The 17,380-nt window shown below is 72.3% G+C and carries 16 protein-coding genes; 3 read left to right on the top strand and 13 right to left on the bottom strand.

All coding sequences use genetic code 11. From position 1 onward, the window contains the following. Positions 1-58 precede the first annotated feature (58 nt). The 8 genes from cobA to AB0F56_RS06305 form a co-directional block, all read right to left on the bottom strand. Positions 59-1,315: a uroporphyrinogen-III C-methyltransferase gene (cobA, locus tag AB0F56_RS06340; protein ID WP_362004681.1), complete on the bottom strand. Its 1,257-nt coding sequence runs from the start codon at positions 1,313-1,315 to the stop codon at positions 59-61. 332 nt (positions 1,316-1,647) lie between these two features. Next, entirely contained in the window at positions 1,648-4,947 is a 3,300-nt protein-coding gene (cobT, locus tag AB0F56_RS06335) for a nicotinate-nucleotide--dimethylbenzimidazole phosphoribosyltransferase (protein WP_362004679.1), read from the bottom strand. A gap of 305 nt (positions 4,948-5,252) precedes the next feature. Further along, positions 5,253-6,455, bottom strand: coding sequence for a precorrin-6y C5,15-methyltransferase (decarboxylating) subunit CbiE (gene cbiE, locus AB0F56_RS06330; protein WP_362004676.1), 1,203 nt, complete (start codon positions 6,453-6,455; stop codon positions 5,253-5,255). Between the two features lie 71 nt (positions 6,456-6,526). Then, positions 6,527-7,162: a GNAT family N-acetyltransferase gene (locus AB0F56_RS06325; protein WP_362004673.1), complete on the bottom strand. Its 636-nt coding sequence runs from the start codon at positions 7,160-7,162 to the stop codon at positions 6,527-6,529. A gap of 180 nt (positions 7,163-7,342) precedes the next feature. Continuing rightward, complete coding sequence (locus tag AB0F56_RS06320) at positions 7,343-8,200, bottom strand: MetQ/NlpA family ABC transporter substrate-binding protein (protein WP_362004670.1); 858 nt, start codon at positions 8,198-8,200, stop codon at positions 7,343-7,345. A 79-nt stretch (positions 8,201-8,279) separates the two neighbouring features. Beyond that, positions 8,280-8,948 (bottom strand): methionine ABC transporter permease, encoded by a 669-nt coding sequence (locus AB0F56_RS06315; protein ID WP_362004667.1) that lies wholly within the window; start codon positions 8,946-8,948, stop codon positions 8,280-8,282. Next, complete coding sequence (locus AB0F56_RS06310; protein ID WP_362004664.1) at positions 8,945-10,039, bottom strand: ATP-binding cassette domain-containing protein; 1,095 nt, start codon at positions 10,037-10,039, stop codon at positions 8,945-8,947. The genes AB0F56_RS06315 and AB0F56_RS06310 overlap by 4 nt, the downstream gene beginning before the upstream one ends. A 340-nt stretch (positions 10,040-10,379) precedes the next feature. Beyond that, positions 10,380-11,027: an HAD-IA family hydrolase gene (locus AB0F56_RS06305; RefSeq protein ID WP_362004661.1), complete on the bottom strand. Its 648-nt coding sequence runs from the start codon at positions 11,025-11,027 to the stop codon at positions 10,380-10,382. A 71-nt stretch (positions 11,028-11,098) separates the two neighbouring features. On the opposite strand from AB0F56_RS06305, the gene AB0F56_RS06300 reads away from it, so the two are divergent. Next, a complete protein-coding gene (locus AB0F56_RS06300) occupies positions 11,099-11,461 on the top strand; it encodes a hypothetical protein (RefSeq protein ID WP_362004660.1) in 363 nt (120 codons plus the stop codon). Further along, positions 11,461-11,892, top strand: a complete 432-nt coding sequence (locus AB0F56_RS06295) for a hypothetical protein (protein ID WP_362004657.1) — start codon at positions 11,461-11,463, stop codon at positions 11,890-11,892. Before AB0F56_RS06300 ends, AB0F56_RS06295 begins: the two co-directional genes overlap by 1 nt. 4 nt (positions 11,893-11,896) lie before the next feature. Here AB0F56_RS06295 and AB0F56_RS06290 read toward each other — a convergent pair whose 3' ends face one another. From AB0F56_RS06290 to AB0F56_RS06280, 3 genes are all read right to left on the bottom strand, one after another. Beyond that, on the bottom strand, positions 11,897-12,379 hold the full coding sequence (locus tag AB0F56_RS06290) for a GNAT family N-acetyltransferase (RefSeq protein ID WP_362004654.1): 483 nt from the start codon (positions 12,377-12,379) through the stop codon (positions 11,897-11,899). A 17-nt stretch (positions 12,380-12,396) separates the two neighbouring features. After that, positions 12,397-12,939, bottom strand: a complete 543-nt coding sequence (locus AB0F56_RS06285; protein WP_362004652.1) for a sigma-70 family RNA polymerase sigma factor — start codon at positions 12,937-12,939, stop codon at positions 12,397-12,399. Between the two features lie 102 nt (positions 12,940-13,041). Beyond that, the gene (locus tag AB0F56_RS06280; protein WP_362004649.1) at positions 13,042-14,244 is read right to left on the bottom strand and encodes a glycerophosphodiester phosphodiesterase; all 1,203 of its coding nucleotides are present in this window, start codon (positions 14,242-14,244) and stop codon (positions 13,042-13,044) included. Positions 14,245-14,472: 228 nt separating this feature from the next. On the opposite strand from AB0F56_RS06280, the gene AB0F56_RS06275 reads away from it, so the two are divergent. After that, on the top strand, positions 14,473-15,144 hold the full coding sequence (locus AB0F56_RS06275; protein ID WP_362004647.1) for a lysophospholipid acyltransferase family protein: 672 nt from the start codon (positions 14,473-14,475) through the stop codon (positions 15,142-15,144). 74 nt (positions 15,145-15,218) lie between these two features. Here AB0F56_RS06275 and AB0F56_RS06270 read toward each other — a convergent pair whose 3' ends face one another. Both AB0F56_RS06270 and AB0F56_RS06265 read right to left on the bottom strand, forming a co-directional pair. Next, positions 15,219-16,763 carry an MFS transporter gene (locus tag AB0F56_RS06270; protein ID WP_362004646.1) on the bottom strand — a complete coding sequence of 515 codons (1,545 nt, stop codon included), beginning with the start codon at positions 16,761-16,763 and terminating at the stop codon, positions 15,219-15,221. Then, positions 16,760-17,311 (bottom strand): helix-turn-helix domain-containing protein, encoded by a 552-nt coding sequence (locus AB0F56_RS06265; protein WP_362004643.1) that lies wholly within the window; start codon positions 17,309-17,311, stop codon positions 16,760-16,762. The genes AB0F56_RS06270 and AB0F56_RS06265 overlap by 4 nt, the downstream gene beginning before the upstream one ends. Positions 17,312-17,380: the final 69 nt, after the last annotated feature.

The raw sequence follows: 17,380 nt of genomic DNA, 5'->3' as shown, positions 1-17,380 counted from the left end.
GTGATACTGCCTTGTCCGGGGTGCGGTGCCAATGTGTGTGCGGTGGGGGTGGGTGCCGTCAGGGCTTGGCGGGCTGCTGGTTGAGCTTCTCCGGGCTCTCCCCCACCACGTCGCCGATCACGATCACCGCCGGCGGGCGGACCTCCTCGGTCCTGACCGTCTCCGCGACCGTCGCCAGCGTGGCGTCCACGCGGCGCTGGGTGGCCGTCGTGCCCTCCTGGACCAGGGCGAGGGGGGTCTCCGGGGACTTGCCGTGCTCGATGAGCGCCTCGGCGATCTTCCCGATCTTGTCGACGCCCATCAGGATCACCAGCGTGCCGGTCAGCTTGGCCAGCGACGCCCAGTCGACGAGGGAGCGCGGGTCGTCCGGCGCCACGTGGCCGCTGACGACGGTGAACTCGTGGGCCACCCCGCGGTGCGTCACCGGGATGCCGGCCGCGCCCGGGACCGAGATCGAGCTGGAGATGCCGGGGACGACCGTGCAGGCGATCCCCTCCGCCGCCAGCGCCTGGGCCTCTTCCATGCCCCGGCCGAAGACGAACGGGTCGCCGCCCTTGAGGCGTACGACCGACTTGCCGGCCTTGGCGTGCTCGATCAGCGCGTTGTTGATGGCCTCCTGCGCCATGAAGCGGCCGTACGGGATCTTCGCCGCGTCGATCACCTCGACGTGCGGGGGCAGCTCGGCGAGCAGGTCGCGGGGGCCCAGGCGGTCGGCGATGACGACGTCGGCCTCGGCGAGGAGTCGGCGGCCGCGGACCGTGATCAGGTCGGGGTCGCCGGGGCCGCCGCCGACCAGGGCCACGAAGGGGCTGCGCGTACGGTGCGCGGGGGCGGCGATCGAGCCGTCCCGGAGGCCCTCGACGATCGCGTCGCGCACGGCGGCGGAGCGGCGGGGGTCGTGGCCCGTGAGCACGGCTACCGTGACGCCCTCGCTGCGGCCCGTCGCCGGGGTCCAGGCGGTGGCCGCCTCGGCGTCGTCGGAGCGCACGCACCAGGTCTTCGTCCGCTCGGCCTCCGCGGAGGCGGCCGCGTTCGCGGCGGGGTCGCTGGTGGCGACGAGCGCGTACCAGGCGTCGGCGATGTCCCCGTCCTCGTACCGGCGCTTGATCCAGGTGATCTCGCCGGTCTCCGCCATCGCTTCGACCGAGGGGGTCGCGGAGGGTGAGATGAGGGTGATCGCCGCGCCGGCGTTGATCAGTGCCGGGAGTCGGCGCTGGGCCACCTGGCCGCCGCCGAGGACGACGACGCGCCGGCCGGAGAGGCGGAGGCCTACCGGGTAGGCGGGGTGCGCGGCGGAGGCTACGGGGTCGGCCATCTTGAGCGGCTCCTCGGAGAGCGGGGTCTGCGTCTGCGGGCCGCTGCTGCGGTGGAGCGGCTGGTGGGGGGGTGGGTGCTGGGGGGCCTACCCCCGGTGACCACGATATCGGTCACTTGGGGTGGGCGACCTGTGACGGATGTCCCTCGCCCGCGCCGTGGAGCGGTGCCGTGGGGGCCACTCCGGGTCCGCGTTCGGGACTGCATGATCTACGGCGCGCGGGAGACCGTGAACGCGGCGCTCTCGCGCGCCACAAATCATGCTCTACGTCCCGAACGCGGACCCTGCGCGGCCCCCACTCCCGTCGGAGTGGGGGCAGCGGCACGCGTCTTCTACTTCTCCGTCACGCCTGCCGAGTCGAACGTCGCCACCTCGTGCATGGCCCGTGCCGCGCTCTGGACGACCGGGAGGGCGAGGAGGGCGCCCGTGCCCTCGCCGAGGCGCAGGTCGAGGTCGACCAAGGGGCGCAGGCCCAGCTTGTTGAGGGCCGCCACGTGGCCCGGCTCGGCGCTCCGGTGACCCGCGATGCAGGCCGCGAGGGACTCGGGCGCGATCGCCCGGGCCACCAGTGCCGCCGCGCCCGTCGAGACGCCGTCGAGGACGACCGGGACGCGTAGCGAGGCCGCGCCCAGGATGAGGCCGACGAGCGCCGCGTGCTCCAGGCCGCCGATGGCCGAGAGGACGCCGATGGGGTCCGCCGGGTCCGGCTTGTGGAGGTCGAGAGCGCGACGGACGACGTCCACCTTGCGGGCGTGCATCTCGTCGTTGATGCCCGTGCCACGACCGGTCACCTCGACCGGGTCGACGCCCGTGTACACGGAGATCAGCGCGGCCGACGCGGTGGTGTTCGCGATGCCCATCTCGCCGGTCAGGAGGGCCTTGTTGCCCGCCGCCACGAGATCGCGGGCCGTCTCGATGCCCACCTCGATCGCCGACAGGACCTCTTCGCGGGTCATGGCGAGGCCCGTGGTGAAGTCGCCCGTACCGGCGCGGACCTTGCGGGGCAGGAGGCCAGGGGTCGCGGGGAGGTCCGACGCCACGCCTACGTCGATCACGCAGACCTCGGCGCCGACCTGGTTGGCGAACGCGTTGCAGACCGCTCCCCCGCCGAGGAAGTTCGCGACCATCTGGCCGGTCACCTCCTGCGGCCAGGCGGTGACCCCCTGGGCGTGCACGCCGTGGTCACCCGCGAAGATCGCGACCGCGGCCGGCTCGGGGATCGGCGGCGGGCACATCCGGGAGAGGCCGGCGAGCTGCGCGGAGATGATCTCCAGCATGCCCAGCGCCCCTGCGGGCTTGGTCATGCGCTTCTGCCGCTCCCAGGCCTCGCCGAGCGCCTTGGCGTCCAGCGGGCGGATGTTGGCGACGGTCTCCTGGAGCAGGTCGTGCGGCTCCTCACCGGGCAGCGCCCGGCGGCCGTACGTCTCCTCGTGCACGACCCAGGACAGCGGGCGGCGCTTGGACCAGCCCGCCTGCATCAGCTCGGGCTCCTCGGGGAACTCGTCGACGTAGCCGACACAGAGGTACGCGACCACTTCGAGGTGCTCGGGCAGGCCGAGGGCGCGCACCATCTCGCGCTCGTCGAAGAAGCTGACCCAGCCGACGCCGAGGCCCTCGGCGCGGGCCGCGAGCCAGAGGTTCTCGACGGCGAGCGCCGAGGAGTACGGGGCCATCTGCGGCTGCGTGTAGCGGCCCAGGGTGTGCCGGCCGCCCCGCGTGGGGTCGGCGGTCACGACGATGTTGACCGGGGTGTCGAGGATGGCCTCGATCTTCAGTTCCTTGAACTGCTTCGCCCGCGCCTTGGGCAGCGACTTGGCGTACGCCTCGCGCTGACGCTGGGCCAGTTCGTGCATCGCCCGGCGGGTCTCCGCCGAGCGGATGACGACGAAGTCCCAGGGCTGCGAGTGGCCGACGCTGGGGGCCGTGTGCGCGGCCTCCAGGACGCGGAGCAGCACCTCGTGCGGGATCGGGTCCGAACGGAAGCCGTTGCGGATGTCCCGGCGCTCCCGCATGACCCGGAGCACCGCCTCGCGCTCCGCGTCGTCGTAGCCCGGAGCGGCCGGCGTCGGCGCGGACTCGGACTCCGGTGCCGACGTCGGCGCGGACTCGGACTCCGGTGCCGACGTCGGCTCCGGTGCCGACGTCGGCTCCGGTGCCGACTCCGGCTGCTCTGCCGGTACCGGCTCCGACCGCTCTGCCGGTGCCGGCTCCGGTGCCGGCTCTGGCGCCGACGCGGCGACGGGCTCCTCTGCGGCTTCCACGAGTTCCTCGGCTGCCGGTTCCTCGACCACTGGTACGAGGTCCTCGGCTGCCGGTTCCTCGGCCGGCGGTTCCTCGGCGGTGGCGTCCTCCGCCGGAAGTTCCTCCGCTGCCGGGGGCGTCGCCGGGTCGTCCGTGAGCGTGAGTTCCGGCGTCGGGGGCTCGGGGGTGGCCGTGGTCTCGGGCTCGGGCTCCTCGGTCGGGAGGGCCTCGGCCTGGGGCTCGGGCTCGGGGTCCTTCGGGGCCTCTTCGGCCGGGGGCGGCTCGGGTGCCGGGGCCGGGGTGAGGTCGGCCGCCTGGGGCTCCTCCGCGGGGGGCTCGGGCTGCGGGACCGGTACGGCTGCGGCCGGGCCGCCGTCGCGCGGGGCCGGGACCGCGGCGGGGGCCTCCTCCACGGGGGGCTCGGGGGCCTCCACCGCGGGGTCTTCGAGTGCCGGGGTGGGCGCGAGGTGCGGGGTCGTCGGGAGGGTGCCCTCGACCGGGACGAACTGGCCGACCGTTTCTGCGGGCACGGGTGCCTGGGGCTGAGGGTCCCACGGGACGGCGCCCTGCGGCGGGACGTCGCCGAGCTGGGGCGCGGCCGGCGCGGCCTGCTCCTGGGGGACGTCGAGGTACTCGAGGCCGGAGGTCGGCGGTCCCCCGACCCGGGTCGGCATCGGCGCCGGGGCCGTCGCGGCGACCGGCATGGGCGTCGGCGCGGGCGCGGCCACCGGGGCCGCGGCGGGGCCGCGGTCGGCGAGGGAGCGGACGACGCCGCCGGTCTCCGGGACCGGCGGGCCCATGTGCAGCGGGCGGCGGGCGGGCGGCGGGGTCGCGGCGGCCGGCGGGGGTACGCGTACGGCACCGAGGTCCACGGAACCCGAGTCGCGGCCGGCGGCCTCGTGGGCGCCGGTGTCCAGGATCCCGGGCTCGTACCCGTGATCGGTCACGGCCTCGACCGGCACGCCGTGCGCGGGGGTCGAGAGGCCCAGGGGCACGCCGTGGGCCGGGGTGGCGATCGGCTCGTGGGCGACCGGAGCCGGAGTCGAAAGGCCCAGGGGCACGCCGTGGGGCGGGGTGGCGACCGGGGGCATCGGGGTCTGGGCGGCGAGGGCGTCGGCGATCGGGCCGGCCAGCGGGTCGGTGAGCGGGTCACCGACCGGCGGCATCATGCCCGGGGCCGGGACCGCGACGGGCGGGGCGGGCACGGCGCCCGGCGTGTGCTCGCTCCAGGCGCCCTGGGCGCCCGGCATCAGAAGCAGGTCGTCGTCCTCGGCTGCGTGCTCGGAGGGGTCCAGGAAGGTGTACGCGCCCGGAGCGGGGATGCCCGGCTGCTCGACCATGCCTGCGTTCTCCGGCAGCCCCTCGCCCGGGACCTGGCCGGTGTCCGTCATGCGTACCCCTCGCCCATCGGTTGTGCTCCTTCAGACCTTCGCCCGTCAACAAGAACGAGCGTGCGCGCCGTGCGGCACGAATGACGCGCGGGCACCCCAGCATTGTCGCGGCCATCGGCCGTCGTGACAGGCGGATCCGCCACGGTTTGCTGTGGACTGCGCCACGTCGCGCGTCCCCCCTTTGCCCCGTACCACATCAGGGGCCCTCTCGGGCCCCTCTGTCCGGATATTGGCGAACAAAACACCGAAGGCCCGGGCGCGGTACAACGATCGGCCAGCCTACCTGGCCCGGTGACGGGGCATGGTCAGGGGGCGCGCTCGATCCGGCGTCCGGAGAGCAGGAAGACGACCGTGCGGGCTCGCTCCGACCAGTCGTCGGGGTCGAGGCCGACGCTCTGCAGGAGGGCGCATTCGACGTCGTAGCCGCCGTCGGCGAGGGCCGCGCCGACGGCCTCGGCCTCGTCGCGGGTGGAGGCGTGGGCGACGATCCGTTCGGGCCTGCGGGCGGTGCAGGCGGTGACGACGGGGACGCCGCCGCCCCCGATCCGTACGACATCGGGTTCGGGCAGCCGTTCCAGGACGTGCGGGGCCCGGCCGCGTACGGCCTGGAGCTGGACGCCGTGGCGTCGGGCCGCCGCCTCCGTGCGGGCGCAGGCGTCCGGGTCGGCGTCGACGGCGATGACGGCGGCGCCGAAGCGGGCGGCCTCCACGGCGAGGGCTCCGCCGCCGCAGCCGATGTCCCAGACGAGGTCGCCGACGCGGGGGCCGAGGCGGGCGAGCTGGGCGGCGCGCAGGGTGCGGTCCTCGCCGGTGCCGCCGCGTGCGGGGACTTCCGGGGGCAGCGCCCAGCCGCGTACGGCCGGGGTCTCCTGGCCCATGAGCCAGCCGCCGGCCGGTGCGCCGGCGGCGCCGCCGATGACGATGACGACGTTGGGGTCGCGCCAGACGTGGTCGGCGGCCTTGTCGGAGGTGAGGACGGTGACCTGTTCGCGGTCGGTGCCGAGTTCCTCGCAGATGACGAAGGTGCGGTGGACGCCTTCGAGGAGGAGGGCGAGTTCGGCGGGGCCCGCGCCGGGCGAGGTGAGGACGGCGACCTTGGGGTGGGCGCGGCAGACGTTGACGGCGCGGCGCAGGGTGCGCTGGTGGGCGACGACGATCCGGGCGTCGTCCCAGGGCATGCCGGCCCGGGCGAAGGCGGCGGCGACGGAGGAGACGGCGGGGACGACCTCGACCTCCAGGCCGTGCTCGGGGGCGCGCAGGGTGCGGACGACGCCGAAGAAGCCGGGGTCGCCGTCGGCGAGGACGACGGCGGTGCCGCGGTGTCCGGCTATGCGGCGGGCGGCGAGGTCGACGCTGCCGAGGCGGATCCTTTCGGCACCGGGCGGGACCTCGGGCAGGGCGAGGTGGTGCGCGGCGCCCGCCACGAGCGTGGCGGCGGAGAGCGCGGACCGGGCCGCTGCGGTGAGGGGCGAGCCGTCCCAGCCGATCACCGTGACCCGGTCGGCCATCGTCGTCTGTCTCCTGAGGTGTTTGTCGCAGGTCGGGGGCGTGTGAAGGGTACCCGGGATCGGTTGCGGGCTCAGCTCCAGTCGGTGAAGGAGGAGTATCCGGCCTCCGCCATCTGGTCCGCGACGCCTTCGAGGTCCTCGGGGAGCAGTCCCCAGACGATGAAATCGGTGCGCAGGTCGGCCCAGGTGCCGTCCTCGGTGCGGGTGCGGGCTATGCACGCGTTTCTGAGGACGCCTTCGCTGATGCAGCCGATCTTCTGGGCGACCTGCTGGGAGGCGGTGTTGTCGGCGGCGGTGCGCAGCTCGATGCGTTCGAAGTGCTGGTCGCCGAAGAGCCATTGGGCGGTGGCGAGGGCGGCTTCGGTGGCGTAGCCCTCGCCGCGGGCCCAGGGGGCGACGATGTAGGAGATCTCGGTGGAGCGGACGCGCCAGTTGGTGTGGCTGAGCTGGATGATGCCGACCAGGCGCTGGGTGAGGAATTCGGTGACGGCGAGGTCGAGGCCCCGTCCGGTGGTGCGTTCGGTGGGGGCGTACTCGGTGATCCAGCGGAGCGCGGCGTCCTCGGTGTAGGGCTGGGGGACGGCCGTCCAGGCCGCGACCATCTCGTCGTTCATCATCTCGGCGAGGGCGGGCGCGTCCGCCTCTTCGAGCGCGCGCAGCACCAACCGGTCCGTGTTGATGGAGATGTCCGGAAAGGTGGTAGTCATGCGCAGCTCCATGCCGTGGACCGTCCGAATCGACCGTGAACGCACAGCATGCAGCATGCTGCTGTCGGTGTGCATGGCCGGGTCCGATGTGGCGTCAGATGTCGGTGCGTACAACGGCGAAGGCCCCGCGCACCGGGACGGCGTGCGGGGGCCTTCGGCACAGGAACCGTACGGCGGGCCTTACTTGGCGGGGGTGCCGAAGGCCGGGATGACCGAGCCGTCGTAGGTGTCCTCGATGTACTTCTTCACCTCGGGCGAGTTGAGGAGCTTGGCGAGCTTCTGCACGCGGGCGTCGTTCTCGTTGCCCTTCTTGACGGCGAGGAAGTTGGCGTACGGGTTGCCCTCGGCCTTCTCGATGGCGATGGCGTCCTTGGCCGGGGAGAGCTTGGCCTCGATGGCGTAGTTGCCGTTGATGACCGCGGCGTCCACGTCGTTCAGGGCGCGGGGCACGGTGGCGGCCTCCAGCTCCTTGAACTCCAGGCCCTTCTTGTCCGTGATGTCGGAGAGCTTGGCGTTGGTGCCGACGCCGTCCTTGAGGGTGATGAGACCGTTCTCGGCGAGCAGCTGGAGGGCGCGGCCGCCGTTGGTGGTGTCGTTGGGGACGGCGATGGTCTGGCCGGGCTTGATGTCCGAGAGGGCCTTGACCTTCTTGGAGTAGAGGCCGAGGGGCTCCAGGTGGACGTTGACCACCGGGACGATGGTGGTGTTGTTCTTCTGGTTGAAGTCGTCGAGGTACGGCTTGTGCTGGAAGAAGTTGGCGTCGACCTGGCCGGACTGGGTGGCGGTGTTCGGCAGGACGTAGTCCGTGAACTCCTTCACCTCCAGCTTCAGGCCCTCCTTCGCGGCGAGGTTGTCCTTGACGTAGTTGAGGATGTCGGCGTGCGGCGTCGGGGACGCGGCGACGACGAGCGGCTTGTCGGCGGAGCCGGCCGCGTCCTTGGCGGAGGACGGGTCCGAGGCGGTGCCGCAGGCGGTGAGGCCGAGGGCGAGCGCGGCGGTGGCGGCGATACCGGCGGTGAGCTTGATGTTCTTACGCACGAAGAGTGCCTCTTTCTGGTGGTGCGGTGGACGCCTGGACAACAAGTCCGGGCTCTTCTTCGAAGGACGAAGTCTGTGGTTACGCGGTCCGGCCGCGGCGGGCGAGGAGCCGGACGGCGAGGTCGCCGATGAGCTGGACGACGGTGACGATCGCGATCAGGACGACGACGGTGACCAGCATGAACTGGGTGTCGAAGCGCTGGTATCCGTAGGTGATCGCCTTGGAGCCGAGGCCTTCGCCGCCGACCGCGCCGGCCATCGCGGAGTAGCCGATTAGCACGATGACGGTGGTGGTGGTCCCGGAGACCAGCGAGGGCAGCGCCTGCGGCAGCAGCACCTTGCGGATGATCGTCGGCACGGAGCCGCCCATGGACTGGACGGCCTCCACGAGGCCGTGGTCGACCTCGCGGATCGAGGTCTCGACGAGCCGCGCGAAGAACGGGATGGCGCCGATGGCGAGCGGGACGATCATCGCGGTGGGGCCGATGAAGGTGCCGACGACGAAGGTCGTGAAGGGGATCAGGGCGATCAGCAGGATGATGAACGGCAGCGAGCGGCCGATGTTCACGATCACGCCGACGACCTTGTTGACCACGGTGTTCTGCAGCAGTCCGCCCTTGTCCGTGAGGACGAGGAGGATGCCGAGCGGCAGTCCGCCGAGGACGGTGACGAACGTGGCCCACAGGACCATGTAGAGGGTGTCGACGGTGCCCTGCTCCAGCAGCGGCTGCATCTCCGACCAGGTCACTTGGCACCTTCCTTGACGAGTACGGCGCCGGCGGCGGCGTCCTCTTCGACGACGTCGACCTGGAGGCCCTGCTCGCGCAGGAAGCCGACGGGCACGACGTTCTCCTCGTAACGGCCGGGCAGTTCGATCCGCATCCGGCCGATCTGCTTGCCGCCGACGGTGTCCATGGCGGCGCCGAGGATCGAGATGTCGATGTTGTACGTACGGGAGAGCTGGGAGATCACCGGCTGGGTGGCGGCCTCGCCGTGGAAGGTGACGTCGACGACCGTGCGGTCGGGGCCGGTGGCGGCGCCGCTGACCGGGAAGAGTTCGGCGGCCAGTTCGGAGCCGGGGGTGGCGAGCAGTTCGCTCACGGTGCCGGACTCGACGATCCTGCCCCGCTGCATCAGAGCGGCCGAGTCGCAGATCGTCTTGACGACGTCCATCTCGTGCGTGATGAGCAGGACGGTGAGGCCGAGCTGCTGGTTGAGGTCGCGCAGCAGCTGGAGGATGGAGCGGGTGGTCTCCGGGTCGAGGGCGCTGGTGGCCTCGTCGGAGAGCAGGACCTTGGGGTTGCCGGCCAGGGCGCGGGCTATGCCGACGCGCTGCTTCTGGCCGCCGGAGAGCTGGCCGGGGTAGGCCTTGGCCTTGTCGGCGAGGCCGACGAGGTCGAGGAGTTCCAGGGCGCGGCGGGTGCGCTCGGCGCCGGAGACGCCGAGGATCTCCAGGGGGAGTTCGATGTTGTCCTTGACCGTGCGGGAGGACAGCAGGTTGAAGTGCTGGAAGACCATGCCGATGCTGCTGCGCGCGCGGCGCAGGTCCTTGCCGGCGCGGCGGCCGGTGGCGGCGAGCGCGGTGAGGTCGACGCCGTCCACGGTCACGGTGCCGGAGGTGGGGCGCTCCAGGAGGTTGACGCAGCGGATGAGCGAGGACTTGCCGGCGCCGCTCTGGCCGATCACGCCGAACACCTCGCCCTCGCGGACGTGGAGGTCGACGCCGTCCAGAGCGGTGACCTGGCGGCCTCGCGACTCGTAGACCTTGGTCAGGCCCGAAGTGGTGATCACAGGGGTTTCCGTCACTGTCGAGTGCACGGCGCGGGGTCCGCCGGGCACGGGGCATTCGTCGTTCGGACAGTCAGGCGCGGATCGGCCGCTTCGGTGGGTGAACCGGAGGCAGCACGCGCGCGGGGCAGGCACGGTCCGTCGCTCGGGGCGTGCGGATCGGCTCGGCCGTCGTGTCTCGCTTCGGGGCGCGAGGCGCAGGCGGGGGCCCTCAGAAGGCGCACATTCGACACATACAACGAGCACCGGGCGTCGTGATCGCCTCGGTCGCAAGGGTGCGGCTGCTCGTCGTGGTCATGTCTGCAAGTAAAGCACGCAGGGGTACGACGACTTCGGGGGTGTCCGAATAGCGGACGTCGTTGAGACAGTATGCGGACACCCCCGGCGGGCGTCAGACGCCCAGGACGATCTCCACTCCCCCGTCCGTGGCCTGCGCGGATACGGCGGAGAGGTCGGTGACGACGAAGTCCGCGTCGAGCTCGGCGCGGTCGTGGGTTGTGGCCAAGGCCACGGTCCGCATGCCCGCGGCGCGGCCGGCGGCGAGACCTGCGGGGGCGTCCTCGAAGACCACGCAGGCGGCCGGGTCGACGCCGAGTTTCGCGGCGGCGAGCAGGAAGGGCTCCGGGTCGGGCTTGCCGCGCGTGATGTCGTCGGCGGCGACGAGGGTGGCGAAGTCGATGCCGGCCTCGCGCAGCCGCGCCTCGCCGAGCGGGCGGGTCGCGGAGGTGACGACGGCCCAGCGGTCGGCCGGGAGGGAGGAGAGCAGTTCCTTGGTGCCGGGCAGCAGCTCGACGCCGCCGGGTACGTCCTCGACCTCGAGCTGCTCGATGCGGCGCAGGGCGTCCGGCACCCGGGCGGCGGGCAGCAGGTCGGCGATGATCTCGGCGGCGGGGCGGCCGTGCAGCTCGACGCGGGCGAAGTCCTCGGCCGTGATCCCGTACTCCTGCGCCCAGCGGGTCCAGCAGCGGTACACGGACGCCATGGAGGAGACGAGGGTTCCGTCGTTGTCGAACAGGAGGGCTTCCGCGCGTATCTTCATGGCCCCCGACCCTACGGGGCGGGTGGGGGGTGAGCGCATCGGGCCTTTCGGCCCGTAATACCCTCGGGCGCATGCTTGACGCCCTGACGGTCGCGGTCTCGGTGGCCGCGCTCGCCCTCGCCGCCTGGTGCGGCTTCGCCTTCACCCGCGACCAGCCGACCAAGGACTGGCACTTCATCGGCATGGCCGTGGTGACCTTCCTCGCCCTGGTGCAGCTGGTCGTCGGCATCGTGCGGCTCGCCGGCGGCGACCAGGCCGAGGAGGGGACGACGATCTTCGTCGCGTACCTGCTGGGCGCGCTGTGCGCGGTGCCCGCGGCCGGCTTCATGTCGCTGACGGAGCGCAGCCGCTGGGGCTCGGCGACGGTGGCGGCGAGCGGGGTCGTGCTCGCGGTCCTGGAAGTACGTCTCTTCGACATCTGGACGGTGGGCTGATGACCGCGACGCAGGAGACCGGCACGGGCACGCGCCTGGTCACGGGCCCCGGCATGCTGCTGGTCTGGCTGTACGGGGTGATGTCGGTCGGCGCGGTCTCGCGCTCGATCTACCAGATCGCGACCGAGTTCGACCGGGCGCCGCTCGCGTACGCGCTGTCGGCGGTGGCGGCCGTGGTGTACGCCTTCATCACGTACACGCTGGTCCGCGGTGGGGAGACGGCCCGCAGGGCGGCGCTGGTGTGCTGCGCCGCCGAGCTGGTGGGCGTACTGACCGTGGGGACCTGGACGCTGGCCGACCCGTCCGCGTTCCCCGACGCCACGGTCTGGTCGGACTACGGCTACGGCTACATCTTCATCCCGATCCTGCTGCCGGTGACCGGGATCTGGTGGCTGCGGCGGTCGCGGACGACCGCCGTCGAGGCCGCTTAGGCGTTCAGGCCGCCTTCTCCAGGGTCACGAGCGTGAGCCGGGGGCCGATCTCGCGGGCGGCCACCTGCTCGTACCCCTTGCTGCGGTACAGCCGGAGGTTGCCCTCGCTGCGGTGGCCCGTGAAGAGCTGGAAGCGCTTGGCGGTGGGCGCCGGGTCGCCGGCGAAGTGGCCCTCGATGGCGTCGAGGAGCCGGCCGCCGAGGCCGTGGCGCTGCATGCGGGGGTGGACGATGAGCTTGGAGATCCGTACGGTGCCGGCCTCGTCGACGCGACCGCGGACGGAGGCGACGATCTCGTCGCCGAGGCGGGCCACGAGCCCGTAGCCCTCGGAGAGTTCGGCGCGCAGGGCGTCGAGGGTCTGGGTGAGCGGCTCGATGGCGTAGTCGCCGTAGAGCTCGGCCTCGCTCTGGTAACAGAGGTACTGCAACTTCAGTATGTGCTCCGCGTCCTGCGCGTCAGCCGCTGAGATGGTCACGCTCATGCCCATGTGTGCATGCCTCCCGCTCACCTGGTCCACCGGTCGGTCTCCCGCACCCTTCCCCTCGGGGTCGCCGCAGGAACCTCTGCAGCCAGCATTCTGCGCAGGCATCCCAGGCAACGGGAACGCATGGGCCCCAGACTGCCCTGTGAGATACCCAACTCTCCTGCGATTTCTCGGTAGGTGGGGTCGGCGGGGTCGAGCATCGCGGTGAGCAGCCGTGGGCAGTGACCGGGGGTGCGGCGGACGGCGGCGCGGACGGCGCGGCGGCGTTCGGTCGTCAGGGCGGTGGACTCGGGGGTGGCGTCGTGCGGATCGCCGGCCTCCTCGCCCGGGTACGGGCGCTCCCGCAGGGCGGCGCGCCGGGCGCGACGGGCCTCGGCGCGGACGGCGCGGCGGAGCCAGTCGGCGGGGTGGGTGGGCGCGTCGTCGTCCTGGAGGCGTTCGAGGAGCTTGACCCAGACGGCCTGTTCGAGGTCCCCGGCGTCCACGCCGGCGGCCGGGGCCTCGGCCTTGGACTCGGCGGCGAGGAGGGGGGCGAGGGTGCGGAGGAGGTGGGGGTCGGTCATGACCGGCACGACGGCCCGCCGTCGCGGGCGGTTGCGGTCCGGTGCGTAAACCACCCGGCCGGGCGTTTCCGGCCGGGTGGTTTGGGCCGTGGTGAGGGAGGCTCAGCCGCTCGTGGCGTCCGCGGCGGCCAGCAGGGCCGTGTCCGGGTTGTCGGAGAAGATGCCGTCGATGCCCGTCGCCAGGTAGGTCTTCAGGGCGCCGAAGACGTCGCCGTACGCGTTCGGGTCGGTCCCGCGGCGGAAGTCTGCGGGCAGGAAGCTGTTCTCGTTGCGCTGGGTGTACGGGTGGAGGATCAGGCCCTGCGCGTGGGCGTCGCGCACCAGGGTCGTCGGGGTGCCGAGCTTGCCGGTCGCGTCGCGCGGGATGACCAGGTCCAGGGTCGGGCCGATGCCCTGCGCGTACGAGGCGATCCAGCGCAGGCCCTGCGGCGTGACCAGGTCGGCGACGGTGCGCGGGTCACCCGCCTGGACGAAGTCCCAGGGGCGGCTGCTCGCGGCGGAGAGCAGCACGACACGCGGCGAGTTCACCAGCTTCGCCAGGCGCTGGATGCTGCTGGGCTCGAAGGACTGGAGGAAGACCGGGGAGTCGGCGCGGTGGCGGCCGTACCGGCGCAGCAGCTTGGCGAGGGGCTCCTCCAGGCCGAGGCCGAGGGAGCGGAAGTAGCTGGGGTGCTTGGTCTCGACGTGCAGCCAGACCGGGCGGCCCCGGCGGCGGCCCTCGCGCTCGGCCCAGCGGAGGACCTCCTCGAAGGTCGGGATCTGCCAGCGGCCGTCGTAGAGGGTGTTCTCCTGACGGGTCGCCGGGATGCGCTCCTTGGCGCGCAGTGTCTTGAGCTCGGCGAGCGTGAAGTCCTCGGTGAACCAGCCGGTGTACGAGACGCCGTCCACGGACTTGGTGGTCCTGCGGGAGGCGAACTCGGGGTGGTCGGCGACGTCGGTCGTGCCGGTGATGTCGTTCTCGTGGCGGCAGACCAGGTGGCCGTCCTTGGTGGGGACGAGGTCCTGCTCGATCACGTGGGCGCCGAGGTCGAGGGCGAGCTGGTAGGAGCCCAGCGTGTGCTCGGGGCGGTAGCCGCTCGCGCCGCGGTGGGCGATCACGGTGGGGACGGGGAGGGAGCGGTACCCGTGCCCGTGGCCGTGTCTGCGGTCCTGGCTCGCGCCCTGGGCCTCGGCTGCCTGTGCCGGGCCGGCGGCGAGGACCGCGGAGGCGCCGAGGACGGCGGCTCCGGCCACCCCGGTCACGGCCGCGCCGGCCGCGCCGAGGACCGTGCGTCGAGCGGGGCTCGCGTGCTCACCCTGGGTCATGAAGGCTCCTTCGATGTGATGTCCCGCACCTGTCAAACGCGGCTCCGACAGTAGGCAGTCGGCCCCTCCGTGCGACAGACCTGGGCCGAACACAGCGGAAACACACGTCAACACTGCGTATCCACTCGATGAACCCGATGTGCGGACGGGGCCGACCCGCGAGTATCGTCCTCACCTGCACAGCCCCCTCGTACGACGCCGTCCCCGCCCCCGACACCGGAGGAACCGTTGTCCCGTCTCGCACTCATCAAGGCAGTGCTCGGACCGCTCCTGCGCCTGATGTTCCGCCCCCGTGTCGACGGCGCGGAGAACATCCCCGGGACGGGTCCGGTGATCCTGGCGGGCAACCACCTCACCTTCATCGACTCGATGATCATGCCGATCTGCATCGACCGGCCGGTCTTCTTCATCGGCAAGGACGAGTACGTCACGGGCAAGGGCCTGAAGGGTCGGCTGATGGCCTGGTTCTTCACCAGCGTCGGCATGATCCCGGTGGACCGCGACGGCGGCCGGGGCGGTGTCGCGGCGCTGATGACGGGCCGCCGGGTTCTGGAGGAGGGCAGGATGTTCTCCATCTACCCGGAGGGCACGCGCTCCCCCGACGGCCGGCTGTACCGGGGCCGTACCGGCATCGCGCGGCTGACGCTGATGACCGGCGCGCCGGTGGTGCCGTTCGCGATGATCGGCACGGACAAGATCCAGCCGGGCGGGGCTGGGCTGCCCCGGCCGGGCCGGGTGACGGTCCGCTTCGGCGAGCCGATGGAGTTCTCCCGGTACGAGGGGATGGACCGCGACCGCTATGTCCTGCGGGCGGTGACGGACTCGGTGATGGCCGAGGTGATGCGCCTGTCGGGCCAGGAGTACGTGGACATGTACGCCACGAAGGCGAAGGCCGCGTAGCCGGCACGACGTGACGAACGGGTGGGCCCCGCACGGCTGTTGTCGCCGTGCGGGGCCCACTCTCTTGTCATCCGTCAGTGCTCGATGCCGTCTTCCAGCTTCTGGCCCTTCAGGAGGAACCAGGCAGCCACGGCCGTGGCGAGCAGGACCGCCGCGCCGACGCCGGCCGCCAGGTTGAGGCCGTCGACGAAGGCGTCCTGGGCCGTGGACACCAGGGCGTTCGCCGAGTCGGGGGCGAGGCCCGCGGAGGCCTCGACCGCGCCGCCGAGCGACTCGTGCGCCGCCGCCGCGGTGTCCGCGGGGACGCCCGCCGGGGTCACGAAGCCCTGGTAGACGCCGGTGACGATCGAGCCGAGGAGCGCGATGCCGAGGGCTGCGCCCAGTTCGTACGCGGTCTCGGAGACGGCGGAGGCCGAACCCGCCTGCTCCTTGGGCACGCTGGACAGGATCACGTCCGCCGTGACGGTGAACGAGAAACCGGCGCCGAGGCCGACGACGAGCAGGGCCGCGCCGAGCAGCGGGTAGCCGGTGTCCTTGTGGATCACGGTGACGACGGCGAGGGCGAGCCCGATCGCCGCGAGACCGCCGGCCACGATGCCGCGTACGGAGAACCGCCGGGCGTACCGGCCCGCGACCAGACCCGTGACCACCGCGCCGATGGCGGCGGGCAGTTCGGCCAGACCGGCCTCCAGCGGCTCACGGCCCTGGACGAGCTGGAGGAACTGGGAGAGGAAGAAGACCAGGCCGGACAGGCCGAAGACGGTGAGCAGGTCGGCGAGGACCGCGCCCGAGAAGCCGCGGTGCCTGAACAGCCGCATGTCGAGCAGGGGTGCGGTCAGCCGGTGCTGACGGCGTACGAAGGCCCACAGGGCGGTGGCGCCGATGAGGGCGGCGGCCCCGATCTCCCAGGACAGGCCGTGCGAGGCGGCTTCCTTGATGGCGTATACGACACCGATGACACCGACGAGCGAGAGCCCGACGCTGATCAGGTCCCAGGGGCCCGCGACCGGGTTCTTGGACTCGGGCAGCAGCTTGATGCCGACGAGGACCAGGGCGGCCATGACTGTCAGGTTGATGAGGAAGACCGAGCCCCACCAGAAGTGCTGGAGCAGTGCACCGCCGACGACGGGGCCGACGGCCGCGCCGGCCGAGGCGGTGGCGCCCCAGATGCCGATGGCGAGGCTGCGCTCCTTGGGGTCGTGGAAGATGTTCCGGATCAGCGCCAGGGTCGACGGCATCAGGGTGGCACCGGCGACACCGAGGAGCGCGCGGGCGACGATCATCATCTCGGGGCTGGTGGCGTAGGCGTTGAGCACCGAGACGGCGCCGAAGGCGGTCGCGCCGATCAGGAGCAGCTTCTTGCGGCCGATCCGGTCACCGAGGGAGCCCATGGAGACGAGGAGTCCGGCGATGACGAAGGAGTAGATGTCGCCGATCCAGAGCAGCTGGGTGCCGGTCGGCTTCAGGTCCTCGCTGAGGGCGGGTGTGGCGAGCCCGAGGACGGTGGCGTCCACCGCGACCAGGAGGACCGCGAGGACGAGAACAGAGAGGGCGAGCCAGCGGCCGGGGCTCTTCACCCCGTGCCCTGTCGTCGGGTTCAGTTGGCGGGTGCCGCTCATTTCTCCACGCTCCGTCGTGCGCCACCGAGCATGAGCTCGGTGATCATGAATTGGAAGTCCTTGGCCGCGACCCGGCCGTCCATGACGGCCCAGGCGCAGGAGGAGGCGAGGCCGTACAGGGCCTCGGTGAGCCACGCGGGGCTCAGGTCGATCCGGAAGGTGCCCTCTTCCTGACCGCGCCTGAAGAGGTCGCTGACGCGGGCGTCGAGCCGGGCCCAGCCCTCGTTGACGTGGTCGCCCTCGAAGAGCTGGTTCTCGGTGACGAGGAAGGCCATCAGCTGGGCGTTGGGCTCGATCTCGGCGACGAGTCGCCGCACGGCCTCGTCGGCGGGGCCCTCGTCGAGGCGCGCCGCGTCGAGCGCGGCCTCGAACTCCTCGATCCCCATCGCTTCCAGGGCCCTGACCAGGGCGTCCCGCCCGGCGAAGTGCCGGTGCAGGGTCGCCCGGCCGATCCCCGCGGCCCGGGCGACCTCGTCCATGGTGGCGGTCGATTTCCGGGAGAGCAGGGCGGCGGCGGCGAGGAGCACCTGGGCGCGGTCGACTGTCATGAGACGACCATACACCGAATGAGACATCTGTGTCTCATTCGATAAATCCACGCCTCACCGGGAGGCGGG

Origin of the sequence: Streptomyces sp. NPDC026092 (genome assembly GCF_040638605.1) — a bacterium.
Classification (GTDB): Bacteria; Actinomycetota; Actinomycetes; order Streptomycetales; family Streptomycetaceae; genus Streptomyces.
The sequence above is the reverse complement of the archived record's forward strand: the minus strand, read 5'-3'. Positions and strand labels throughout refer to the sequence as shown.